This is a genomic window from Terrisporobacter vanillatitrophus, from assembly GCF_051148895.1.
Classification (GTDB): Bacteria; Bacillota; Clostridia; order Peptostreptococcales; family Peptostreptococcaceae; genus Terrisporobacter; species Terrisporobacter vanillatitrophus.
In genome coordinates, this window is the sequence record NZ_CP154625.1 from 2,120,887 (window position 1) to 2,133,353 (window position 12,467).

Consider the following 12,467-nt stretch of genomic DNA (forward strand, 5'->3'; position numbering starts at 1 on the left):
AATACTCCTAAATAACTGAATTTTCAACGATTTTATAGTACAATTATATTATATTTAAGAATATAAGGGGTTATAATATGCAGGATATAGTTTTAGAAAAAGAATTGGATGAGAATACAAAAAAATTAATTACTAAAATGGAAAATGAGATTGAATCTAAAGATAAAGAAATAGATAGTTTGAAAAAAGAGGTAGAAATTTTAAAAGGTCATATTTTAAATAAAAATAAGAAGATATTTGGGAAATCTAGTGAGCAAGTAGATTCAAACCAATTATCTCTATTTAATGAGGCTGAAAAAGAAAGTGACTTAAAAGTAGCTGAGCCTGAAATAGAGGAAATAACTTATACTCGAAAAAAATCAACTTCAAATATAGGTAAAAAAGAGAATTTATCTAATTTAGAAGTAGTTGTAATAGAACATAGACTTGAGGAAGGCGAAGCCATTTGTAATGAATGTCATTCGACTTTAGTTGAGATAGGAAAAAAAGAAAAAGATATTCTAAAGTATGAACCCGCGAAACTTTATGTTGAAAAGCATATAACATACAGCTATGCTTGTAAATCATGTGAAGAAAAAACAGGAGAAGCAAATATAGTTTGTGCTAAAACACCAAAAACTTTTTTACATAAAAGCATGGCATCTAATGAAATAGTAGCTCATGCTATATGTCTTAAATATTTATATTCACTTCCATTATATAGACAAGAAAATTATTTCAAGATGTTAGGGGCTAATCTATCTAGGCAAACCTTGTCTAACTGGATAATAAGTTCTGCTAAGGAATTTCAAGTTGTATATGATTTAATGAAAGAGGAATTATTAAAATCAAATTATATACAAGCTGATGAAACGAGCTTGGTGGTAATTGATGCAAAGGGAAAAGAATCAAGATCTAAATGTTATATGTGGTTATATAAAACAGGAGGAAATGATAACTCTATTATTTTATATGAATATCAGAAAACTAGATCTAGTTCTTATCCAAAATCATTTTTGAATGGTTATTCTGGATTTCTTCAGACAGACGGATATAACGGATACAATAGCGTCAGTGATGCTAAACGACTTTATTGTTTAGCGCATATCCGAAGAAAATATTATGATATCGTATCAACCCTAAATAATGAAGCCTTGAAAAAATCACGTGCAATCATAGGGTTTAATTATTGTGAGGAAATATATAAATTAGAAAAAGACTTGAGAAAAGATTATGGTGAAGATGAAGATTTCTTCAAAATTAGATATAAATATAGAAAAGAAAAGTTATCATCCATTTTACATAAATTTGAAAAATATGTATCAGATGAAATTGAAGATGCATTGCCTAAAAGCCCGTTAGGGAAAGCTCTAGAATATAGTAAAAAAGTTTTACCTGGAATGAGAAGAGTACTTGAGGATGGAGCATTGGAAATAGATAATAATGCGGCTGAAAGGGCTATTAAGCCATTTGTAATTGGAAGGAAGAACTGGCTATTCGCTAATACTGGAAAAGGTGCAAAAGCAAGTGCTACTCTGTACAGTATTATTGAAACTGCTAAAAGCTACGATCTTGTTGCAGAAAAGTATCTGCTTTATTTGATGGATAATATGTCAAAACATGAAACATTAACAGAAGAAAAATTATTAGAGCTAATGCCTTGGTCGGCAACTCTGCCAGAAAATCTTAAAATAGAAAATAAATAATATAGAGGCAATAACTGATTTTAATACAATATCAGTTATTGCCTCTTATATTTCAAGGCGTTAAATCTTTTACGCTTACATAAAAACTTATTCCATATTGATTTTTTATATCTTTATTAAATAATTAATTATCTTTGTTAAAAAAATATAGAAAAAAACACCAAATGCAGAGATGCAAACGGTGTTAAAATACTATAATATATTAGAATGTGGGGGATTTCACACATTTTAATATCTGTTCAATAATTAAAATAACTAGGTTTATATATAATATTCTGTTTCTATTAAATAATTCCTTTTTTATTTTAAATTTTGTTAACCAATTAACTAAAGTATACAGAATTCTTGTCAAAGTTATTAATAATAAGGAATATTTTAATTTAATAGGATTTTAATATCAATGTCTGCTTTATATTAATTATTTTCTTGATTTGTATTATTTTACTATATTTAATTTTTATATTATATCCTACTAGGAATTATTATATAATCATCTCCATATTGTATTTATCATTTTTTATTAATCTACATATTATGTAGTGTACCAAATATATAGGTATTAGATTAATATTGGTGGTGAATAATAATGTACGCAGATTTAGTATGCAAAGGTGGAGGTGTAAAAGGGATAGCCCTTGTGGGTGCACTTTCTTTCTTTGAAGAAGAAGGTTATATCTGGAAAAGAGTTGCTGGAACATCTGTTGGTGCAATTGTGGCCTCGTTGGTGGCTGTGGGATATAGTGCCAAAGAAATAAAGAATATTATGTTTAGCTTGGATTTTAATCAATTTGCAGATAAGGATACATTACAGTCTATTCCTTTAGTGGGACTTGTTACTTCTCTACTTATTTCCAAAGGAATACATTCAGGTGATTATGTTGAAAATTTTTTAACTGAAAAATTTGAGAGAAAAGGCAAAAAATATTTTAGGGACATTTATAGTGATGGCAAAAGTAGATTGAAAGTTATTGCAACAGATGTTACTCGTCATAAATTAATTACCTTACCTGATGACTTAGTTGAATATAATATAAATCCACTTGATTTTGAAATAGCAAAAGCTGTTAGAATGAGTCTTAGTATACCTTTTTTCTATGAACCTATGGTTCTAAATATGGGTAAAACTCCTTGTTATATTGTTGATGGTGGTCTTTTGAGTAATTTTCCTATTTGGATTTTTGACGTGAAAGATAATCCAAGATGGCCTACCTTTGGTTTTAATTTATATGATAACGTTGAAAAAACTAGTAGTAATTCAAATGGTTTTATTCCTTATTTAATAGATGTTATAGAAACAAGTCTTTTGACAAGTGAAGAAATATATTTTAAAGATTGTGATACAGTTAGAATTGTCAACATTCCAACATTAGGTATCAATACCACAGATTTTAATATATCAAAAGATCAAATGAGATATTTATATAAATCTGGATATATGTCAGCTAAAGCCTTCTTAGAAAATTGGGATTTTAACACTTATCTTAAAAATTATCGTGTATAAATCCTATTTTGTAACCCTTTTACAAAACTTATCATAAAATATATTAGGGGGTGAATTGTCTATGAAAGAAGAATTTAATAATTATAATAAAAATTATAATCATTTATTAGAAAGCCTCTGTAATATATTAAAAGAACTCAGTAATAAAGAAAGTTCTTATGCTACTTTTCTACAAACAGAATTAGTAAATGTAGGTGTAAACGAGTACTTCCCTTTTAATATAACAGAAATATTTAATGAAGATATAGTTCTTGTTAATCCTACTACTATAAAAGTTAATAAATCTGGTGTATATCATATTATATATAATATTCCAGTTAATATAGAGTATAAAAAAGATTATATTGAGCAAAATATAGGATTATATATTAATAATATTTTGCAAAAAAATATTCAAAGAACTTTTGGAGTAATAGATCCTAATAAGAAAAATTACATGTCTATTATTGGTAATTATATAGTCTATATTCCTGAAAATACCATACTCAAACTGAAAAACAATAATTTTTCTAATAATAGTAAAACTATTACTAGTTGTAGTAATGAAGAATGCAATGCAAGTTTAAATATTGTTAAAATTGGATAATAAAATTTTATAAATATAATAGCTGGAAGAATCATCTTTCAGCTTTAATATTTTGTAATTTGTTTTTCGCATTTATAGATACATATGGCTAAATTTATGGTAAAGTAAAATAAATAGCAAGAATATTTTGTGACTTATTATAAATTTGGAGGGTTAGATGAGAAGATACGAAATAGACTGGATTAGAAACATAAGTATATTAATGCTTTTTGTTTATCATACTTGCGCTATATTTTGCCAGTTTGGGGACTTTTATATTATTTCAGTAGAAAAGAACCTTTTTGCAGATATAATAATTTTATTATTATTTACATGGTATATGCCCATGTTATTTTTCCTTGCGGGAGCTTCCACATATTTTTCCTTTGAACGTAGAAATATTAAGGAATATATAGTAGAAAGAATTAAAAAGCTTCTTGTGCCACTTTTATTTGGACTTATATTTTTAGTACCACCACAAACTTATTTGGCAAGGATTTGGCGTGGTGAAGGAAATTTGAGTTATTTGAGTCATTTAGGTTTCTTTTTTTCAAACGTAACAGACTTTACAGGATTTGATGGAGCTTTTACTCCTGCTCACTTATGGTTTATACTTTATTTATTTATTGTTTCCATTTTGGGAGGAATTATTTTATTTCTAGTTTTTAAGCATGAAAAAGGGATAAAAATAGTTCATTTATTAAAAAAAGCTTTTGTAAATAAATTTAGTTTTCTTTTTTTATTGCTTCTTGGAATATTTAGCGACTTATTTCCAAGCATAATGGGAAAAAGCATAATAGGATGTTTATTAATTTTCTTATTAGGTTATATTGTTTATGAAGATGATACACTTTTAGAAAAATTAATAAGCTATCGTTTTAAGTATTTAATTACTCTTGTTTTTTTCGCAATTGGTGGTGTTATTTACACATTAATACTTAGACCAGAGGAAGGCAACACAACAGTATGGAGTATTGATAGTATTTTAAAAAACGGTGTTTTAATATGCGCAATTTCTACAGTTATTGGTTTTAGTAGTATTCACCTAAATAAAAACAATAAGCTTTTAAAGTACTTAAATAAGCGTACTTTCCCAATTTACATTATTCATCAACCTATTTTATTAGTTCTTGCAATTTTAATTGTACCTACAGTTAAATCTACTACTTTATCCATAGGACTAATAATAATTTTTTCAGCTATTTTAACATTTATTGTCTATGAAATTTTATACAGAGTAAAAATTTTCAACTTTGTTTTAGGAATAAAATAAGTAAAGGACAGCTACATAGCTGTCCTTTACTTATTTTATTCAATTAAAAATTCATCTAAAATTTTCACTAATTTATCTTCCATATCCCCACAATAATCAACTTTTCTTATTCTAGGTTGTGATATTTCTCCTCCATGTTCAAAATCTACAGGATGTACTACTACTTCATTTTCTTCTAAATCAAATAATAAGCCAACTAGAGTATCCACATTTAAGCTTAAATCTCCTATATCTTTTATAGTGTTATCATCTTCGTAAATATCATCCATATAGTGATTTAATATATATTTTTCACCATGAAGAAGTTCTATTTTTTCTGCTCCTTCATAAGTTTTTCCCACAACAAAATGAAGTGCATATTCTCCATCATGTAGTAACTCTACATAATCTTTTACCCTATTTATATCCTCATAATCTTCATCAAAAATAATTACATCCATATAATCTCTATCCACTAGGCAAACTCTTGATATATAATGAGGATAATTAAAAAGTAATTCTTCTATATTTTCATTATAATAATTTATAAAACTTTCCATATTAAATTCATCTTTTTTAAATCTAAGTATTTCCATGGCATTTCCTTCCTTAACAATCTTAAATATTTCAACTTATTTTAAACAATAAATTATAATATACCATAAACATTAGTTTTTGACCATAAGTCATATACGTCTTTTTTATAATTTTTAATTTTAATGATTTAGTATTAAATAAATTAAAAAAGGAACAATGTTTATAACATTATTCCTTTACATGATTTATTTAATTTTGAAACCACCTTCACTTATGGCTTTTTTAATTTTTTCTATATGATCATGATTAAAAGTTTCCATAGTCATATGTGCATTTAACTTACCAATCTCGTTTACTGAAGATAGATTTGCTGTTATTATATTTGCATCTAATCCACTTAGTATTCTAGTAAGTTCAGATAGTCCACCTGGCTTATCTTTTATATCTGTGTTAAATGAAAAACGTCTACCACCTTCATTTAAACCTATGGCTATAATTCTATTTAAAGTATTAACGTCTATATTACCACCTGAAATTATACAAACAACATTTTCCCCTGATTTTGGTTTATATTTTCCACTTAGTATTGCTGCTGTTGTAACTGCTCCAGATCCTTCTGCAACAACTTTTTGGTTTTCCATTAAGAATAAAAGTCCTTCTGCTATTTCCCCTTCTTCCACAAGCACTACTTCGTCCACTAAGTCTTTTGCTATATCAAATGTTAAGTCTCCCACAGTTTTAACTGATATACCATCTGCTACAGAAGTTGCTTTAAATGCTGTTGTGACTTTACCTTCTTTTATAGATTCATACATAGATGGAATATTTGCTGTTTGTACACCAATTATTTTCACATTTGGATTAAGGGCTTTTGCTGCCACTGCAATACCAGAAATTATTCCTCCTCCACCTATTGGACAAAGTATGGTATCTACTTTATTGTTCATTTGTTCAAAAATTTCTAGAGCTATTGTTCCTTGTCCTGCTATAACGTATTTGTCGTTAAATGGGTGAAGGAAGGTCGCTCCACTCTCTTTTTGTAGTTCTACTGCTTTTGCATAGGCATCATCATAAACAATTCCTTCTAGTACCACATTTGCTCCATAAGATTTTGTAGCTGTGACCTTAGCAAGAGGTGCTGTTGAAGGCATTACTATGGTTGCTTCTATGTTATTCATTTTTGCACTTAGTGCCACACCTTGAGCATGATTTCCTGCACTTGAAGCTATAACGCCTTTAGATTTTTCCTCTTGCGTAAGATTTGCTATTTTATTACTAGCTCCTCTCACTTTAAAAGAACCAGTCTTTTGAAGATTTTCACATTTATAATAAATATTTGCTCCAGTCATTGTACTAAGTTTAGTACTTTCAAGTATATCTGTTTTTTTTACTATATCCTTTATGGTTTCTTGTGCTTTTTGTATATCTTGTAAGGTTACTTTTGTCATTGTGATTCACTCCCAGTTGTATAAGTCATTAATAAAATATGATAATTCTAATCATACATATTTATTTTTACTCTATTTTTAAATTAATATACTTGTCAGAAAATCTATTAATTACTTATTATTAACTTCAATAATATTATTCCAATATCTAGTTGGCATCATTCTTTTTTGAAGTCTAGGATTTTTACGTTCTTCTATATTTACAGATTTAAAATATTGTTTCCATAAATTTTCATATTCACCTTTATCATCACTATTCATTAAAATATTTTTTTGAGTTTTTGATAAATTAGTTAAATAATAATCTTTTTTATTGTAAATAAGAGCAATATCTCTTTTTATATCGTGAATTATAAAATTTTCATTTGAAAGTCTTTCTTTAAAATGCTCTCCAATTATAGGTAGTATATTATAATCTGGATTAATGGAAGCATATAAAATATTATTGATTTCTTTAAATCTAATGAAACCTGTAAGTCTGTGACCTTCGTATGATACCTTATTACTCATTTTATCCATATTTAAAACTATATCATTGTTAATATGTAACTCCACATCTTTTCCAAACTTAAATCCCATTCTTAGATAATTATAAATCAAATTGGAACTTTCCTTTGTTTCTGATAAAAACACATAGTATATTTTATTTAATGCATTGTTTGATATTTTATTTATTATGGCATTATAAACCTTTTCAAATTTAATAGGATCACTTTTTATTGTTATAACTTCATCAATTAAGTTTTGTTCATATACTATTTTACTGCATATAAAATCTGGTTTTGTACTTGAGTAATAAGCATCATAAACGGCTGATAACAAACCTTCAAAAGTTGGTTCATGTAAAAATACTCTCATAAATTCCTCCTATAGTTCTCCTATTACTGATGAAAATATATCATCCACCTTTAATATGGCAGGTGAATAAGAAAATCCAGGCATATTAAAGAAATTTAGTTGTTCTCCTCTGCTTTCTAATATATTTAAATCTTCCTTTGGAGTTAATCTATTTCTTATAAGTGGCTCATCAAAGGACACGTCTCCGTAGTATTTTCCATTACAAATTATGAAATACTGTGCTCTTTTTAGAACTACACCTATTTTTTTTAAATCTTCAAAAGAAATATTTGAAACTCTACGTATAGCCATTATTCTTTGAACGGATTTTTCACCTATGCCTGGAATTCTAAGTAGCATTTCTCTAGGTGCTTTGTTTATTTCCAGGGGAAATATATGAATATTTTGCAAAGCCCAATTAGTTTTAGGATCAAAATTTATATCAAAGTTTGGGTTTTCTTCACTTAATAATTCTTTAGCATTAAATCCATAAAACCTAAGAAGCCAGTCTGCTTGATAAAGCCTATGTTCTCTCAGCGTTGGTGGATTTTTAATTTCTGGCAGTCTTTTGTCCTTTGTTACTGGCACAAAAGCTGAGTAATAAACTCTTTTTAAGTTCATTTTTTTGTATAAACTTTCACTTAAAGTTAGTATTTTTAAATCACTTTCTGGTGATGCCCCAACTATTAATTGTGTGCTTTGTCCTCCTGGAACAAAACTGGGAGCATTTTTAAAACTTTGTCTTTCACTTTTATTTTGAATAATATTATTACTAATATGTTTCATTGGTAATAATATTTTATTTTTATCTTTATCTGGAGCTAATATTTTCAGACTTTCTGATGATGGAAGCTCTATATTTACACTCATTCTATCAACGAGAAGCCCTGCTTTATTTATTAGATTTTGATCTGCACCAGGTATGGCTTTTAAATGTATATATCCATTAAAATTATACTCATTTCTAAGTTTATAAACTGTTTCGTATAACTTTTCCATGGTGAAGTTTGCACTTTTTACTATGGCTGAACTTAGAAATAAACCTTCAATGTAATTTCTTTTATAAAAATTTATAGTTATATCACATATTTCCTCTGGAGTAAATGTGGCCCTTGGAAAGTCGTTGGAAGTTCTACTTACACAATAACTACAATCGTAGATACATACATTACTCATGAGAATTTTAAGAAGAGATACACATCTTCCATCTTGTGTAAATGAATGACAAATACCACTTATGGAAGCATTTCCTATACCTCCCTTTTTATTTTTTCTATTACTTCCACTTGAAGAGCAGGATACATCGTATTTTGCAGCTGATGATAATATTTCAAGCTTTCTTTGTAAATCCAAAACTTCACCTCCCTTAAAATATAGATATTAAATTAATAAATAACTATCATGAATTGTAAATTTTCGCATCAAGAACATATGTTCTTTATATAATTATAGGATTCTTTTATAATTTTTTCAATGGTAATATGTGATAATTCCGTAAAAAAAGCAATTACTTTAGAAATAATTTTCTAAAGTAATTGCTTTTTAGGCTTAACATTATAACAGGCATAACTTTATTCAAAAATAATAGAATCAATATAAAACTCTTGGAAATCTTTACTTTGTGATAGCTCTATATACTTACATTTATTAGTGATATTAATAATCTCTTCTTGTTTTTTTTCATTTATTAAATAATTTATTGCACCTTTTCCTGCGCAGTTACCAATAGATTTAATTTTATTTTTAAGCTCCTTTGGTATCATCCCAATATTTACCGCACTTTCCACATCCATAAAATTTCCAAATCCTCCACCAATATATACATGTTCTATATCATCATAAGTTAAGTTACTTTCCTTTAGTAATACCTTCATTCCTGCATTAATTGCTGCCTTTGCCAGTTGTACTTCTCTTATATCCTTTTGTGTAAAACTTATTTTCTTATCTTCATCTTCAAAAATCACAAATTCTTTCATATTGTTTTCTTCTTTTAATCTTTTTCTTAAATTTTCATTTTTTATTTCATCCAAGTCACACATTCTTCCACTTTCATCTATTATTTCATATTTTAATAATTGACTACTTATATCTAAAACTCCTGAACCACAAATTCCACAAGGTGTTTCATTATTGATAGTTTTATAAATTGTACTCTTACTAAGATCAATACTACTTATTGCTCCATCTATTCCTCCTACTCCATATTTAATATTAGCTCCTTCAAAAGCAGGTCCTGCTGCAGTGGAGCATGTAAACACTTTGTCCTTATTTCCCATAGCCATTTCTCCATTTGTTCCTATATCCAATAGTAGGGAATATTTTTCTTTTTCACAAATATTTGAAGATAAAATTCCTGCACTTATGTCACTACCTACATAAGCTGAAATACCTGGAGGAAAACTTACTACTCCATTTATATTTATACCTAAATCAGAAGATAAACATTCATAAGTTTCAGTTAAAGTAGGTATAAAAGGAGCAAGAGCTATATTTTTGCAATTAAGCTTCATAAATAAATGAATCATTGTGGTATTCCCCACTACTACTAAGTTATAAACTTCTTCTTTATCTATTTTATTGGCTTTACAAATTTTATCTATCATTTCATTTATTTCATCTATTATACATTTGTTCAACTCATTAATTCCATTTTTATTTTCAATGGTGTAGTTAATTCTAGATATCACATCACTACCGTATGCTCTTTGATTGTTAACTTGAGATAAGACTGATATAATATGTCCATTATTTAAATCAATTAAATACAGTGCTATGGTTGTAGTTCCTAAATCAATGGCAATTCCATATTTATATTTACTTCTATCATTACCTTGAATATGAAGTAGCTTATTTGTGTAAGTAGTAAGAGTTATTTTGTAATCATTTTCTTCTAAAATTTCACTTATATTTTGTAAATCTTTTATATTAATTTCTAAATCTATATTTAAACTTTCTTTTAATCTTTTGATATCATCTCTTTGATCTTTCAGTGTTGGTTTTTTTAACTCAATATAATGTTTTTTAATATTTGTATCTAAATTAGCAATATTATCATAGACATCTGTTAAAACATTAATATTATCTTTATTATTTATTAATTCAATTTCCATATCATCTTTCAAATTTATCATGCAAGCCAATCTTATTTTTTCTTCCAATTCCTTTTTGCTTAAATATTTTTCATCACTTTTAGTAGTTTCCAAATAATCATATTTTAAAATTTTAACTTTGCACTTACCACATTTTCCTTTTGCTCCACAGTTATTATTTACTTCTATATGATTTTCTCTTAAGACTTTAAGCAAATTATCATTTTTATTTACATAAATTATTTTAGTACTTTCTTCATTATTAATGCTTATTTTCATAAATTTTTCCCCTTTATTCACTTTTATTTAAAAAATCCCTCCTCACTTAAAAATGAGAAAGGATTTGTGGGAGCTATTTAATTATAAAACAAGATGTATATGCAATTTTGTTTGGCCCATAGTAGTATTTAATATTGTTAGATTTACAAATATCACTAACTAACATTCCATAAGCTTCCATTGAAGATACACATTTTTGTGGAAATCTGCATGGCTCATTTGGATATGTACATTTTGGACAAATGGTACAACATCCACTTCCAAAAGCCATAGAGTTTTCATATCTTTCTTTAATTATTTCATAAAACTCATAGAAATTTCTTTTATGTTTCTCTTCAATTTCCATCATAGTCTCAAAATCAAGAGAGTCTTCAACTTCTCCTATTGTTTGAACTATTATTCCCTTTGAATAATTAGCTAGCTTTTTTCTTCCTTCTTCCAAAGTGATACACCCTGGTGGACAAGACCAATTAGTATTATATTTATTGCATCTATTATCTTCACACATATTTCTTACTTCATCCATCAATTTAATAGTAGAAACATCTAATAAAGTAGCTTCATGAAATCCATAAACTTTTGCTTTTTTAATTATTTCATTTATATCTTTCATATGATTTATGCACTTGCATTTTCTAATACAAGTTTTTTAGCCATTTGAGCTGCTGAAGCTGCATCTTCTGTATAAACATCTGCACCTATTTCAGTTGCAAATTCTTGTGTTATTGGAGCGCCTCCTACCATTACTTTTATGTTGTTTCTTAAGTTGCATCCATTCAATGCTTGAACTGTTTCTTTTAAAGCTGGCATTGTTGTAGTTAAAAGCGCTGATGCTGCTACTATTTTTGTATCTGGATTTTCTTCTAAAGTAGATATAAACTTATCAGATGAAACATCTACACCTAAATCTATAACTTCAAATCCTGCACTTTCCAACATCATTATAACAAGGTTCTTACCTATATCATGTAAATCTCCTGCCACTGTTCCCATTATTACTTTGCCAGCAGAAATTGAATTGTCTCCTGCTAAAAGAGGTTTTAATACTTCCACTCCTTTTTTCATTGCACGAGCAGCTACTAACATTTCAGGTACAAAAATTTCATTTTTAGTAAATTTATCTCCAACTATACTCATAGCCTCTATCATACCCTTGTTTAATATTTCAGTAGGTTCACAACCTGCTTGTAAAGCTTGTTCAACTAATTCTCCTATTTTTTTAGATTTTCCTCCCTGTACTGCTTGTGAAATAGCTTCTATATTTGACATAATAA

11 protein-coding genes are annotated in these 12,467 nt (G+C 27.5%); 4 read left to right on the plus strand and 7 right to left on the minus strand.

Annotation, left to right across the window (positions count from 1 at the left end; translation table 11 throughout):
* The first annotated feature begins 77 nt into the window (after nucleotides 1–77).
* The 4 genes from tnpC to TVTCOM_RS10690 all read left to right on the plus strand — a co-directional run bounded on the left by tnpC (nucleotide 78) and on the right by TVTCOM_RS10690 (nucleotide 5,024).
* Nucleotides 78–1,685: an IS66 family transposase gene (tnpC, locus tag TVTCOM_RS10675; protein ID WP_434796259.1), complete on the plus strand. Its 1,608-nt coding sequence runs from the start codon at nucleotides 78–80 to the stop codon at nucleotides 1,683–1,685.
* 586 nt (nucleotides 1,686–2,271) lie between these two features.
* Nucleotides 2,272–3,186 (plus strand): patatin-like phospholipase family protein, encoded by a 915-nt coding sequence (locus tag TVTCOM_RS10680; RefSeq protein ID WP_434796260.1) that lies wholly within the window; start codon nucleotides 2,272–2,274, stop codon nucleotides 3,184–3,186.
* Between the two features lie 61 nt (nucleotides 3,187–3,247).
* Nucleotides 3,248–3,772 carry a hypothetical protein gene (locus TVTCOM_RS10685; protein WP_434796261.1) on the plus strand — a complete coding sequence of 175 codons (525 nt, stop codon included), beginning with the start codon at nucleotides 3,248–3,250 and terminating at the stop codon, nucleotides 3,770–3,772.
* 157 nt (nucleotides 3,773–3,929) lie between these two features.
* Nucleotides 3,930–5,024, plus strand: a complete 1,095-nt coding sequence (locus tag TVTCOM_RS10690; RefSeq protein ID WP_434796262.1) for an acyltransferase family protein — start codon at nucleotides 3,930–3,932, stop codon at nucleotides 5,022–5,024.
* Nucleotides 5,025–5,059: 35 nt separating this feature from the next.
* Here the strand turns inward: TVTCOM_RS10690 and TVTCOM_RS10695 are convergent, their stop codons facing one another.
* The 7 genes from TVTCOM_RS10695 to TVTCOM_RS10725 form a co-directional block, all read right to left on the minus strand.
* Nucleotides 5,060–5,599 (minus strand): hypothetical protein, encoded by a 540-nt coding sequence (locus TVTCOM_RS10695; RefSeq protein WP_434796263.1) that lies wholly within the window; start codon nucleotides 5,597–5,599, stop codon nucleotides 5,060–5,062.
* Nucleotides 5,600–5,785: 186 nt separating this feature from the next.
* Entirely contained in the window at nucleotides 5,786–6,988 is a 1,203-nt protein-coding gene (gene ilvA / locus TVTCOM_RS10700; protein ID WP_434796264.1) for a threonine ammonia-lyase, read from the minus strand.
* A 111-nt stretch (nucleotides 6,989–7,099) separates the two neighbouring features.
* On the minus strand, nucleotides 7,100–7,846 hold the full coding sequence (locus TVTCOM_RS10705) for a TIGR03915 family putative DNA repair protein (RefSeq protein ID WP_434796265.1): 747 nt from the start codon (nucleotides 7,844–7,846) through the stop codon (nucleotides 7,100–7,102).
* 9 nt (nucleotides 7,847–7,855) lie between these two features.
* Nucleotides 7,856–9,178, minus strand: a complete 1,323-nt coding sequence (locus TVTCOM_RS10710; RefSeq protein ID WP_434796266.1) for a putative DNA modification/repair radical SAM protein — start codon at nucleotides 9,176–9,178, stop codon at nucleotides 7,856–7,858.
* 218 nt (nucleotides 9,179–9,396) lie between these two features.
* Nucleotides 9,397–11,193: an ASKHA domain-containing protein gene (locus tag TVTCOM_RS10715; RefSeq protein WP_434796267.1), complete on the minus strand. Its 1,797-nt coding sequence runs from the start codon at nucleotides 11,191–11,193 to the stop codon at nucleotides 9,397–9,399.
* 73 nt (nucleotides 11,194–11,266) lie between these two features.
* Nucleotides 11,267–11,806, minus strand: coding sequence for a DUF2284 domain-containing protein (locus tag TVTCOM_RS10720; protein WP_434796268.1), 540 nt, complete (start codon nucleotides 11,804–11,806; stop codon nucleotides 11,267–11,269).
* Between the two features lie 5 nt (nucleotides 11,807–11,811).
* The gene (locus TVTCOM_RS10725; RefSeq protein ID WP_434796269.1) at nucleotides 11,812–12,462 is read right to left on the minus strand and encodes a corrinoid protein; all 651 of its coding nucleotides are present in this window, start codon (nucleotides 12,460–12,462) and stop codon (nucleotides 11,812–11,814) included.
* Between the last annotated feature and the right edge of the window lie 5 nt (nucleotides 12,463–12,467).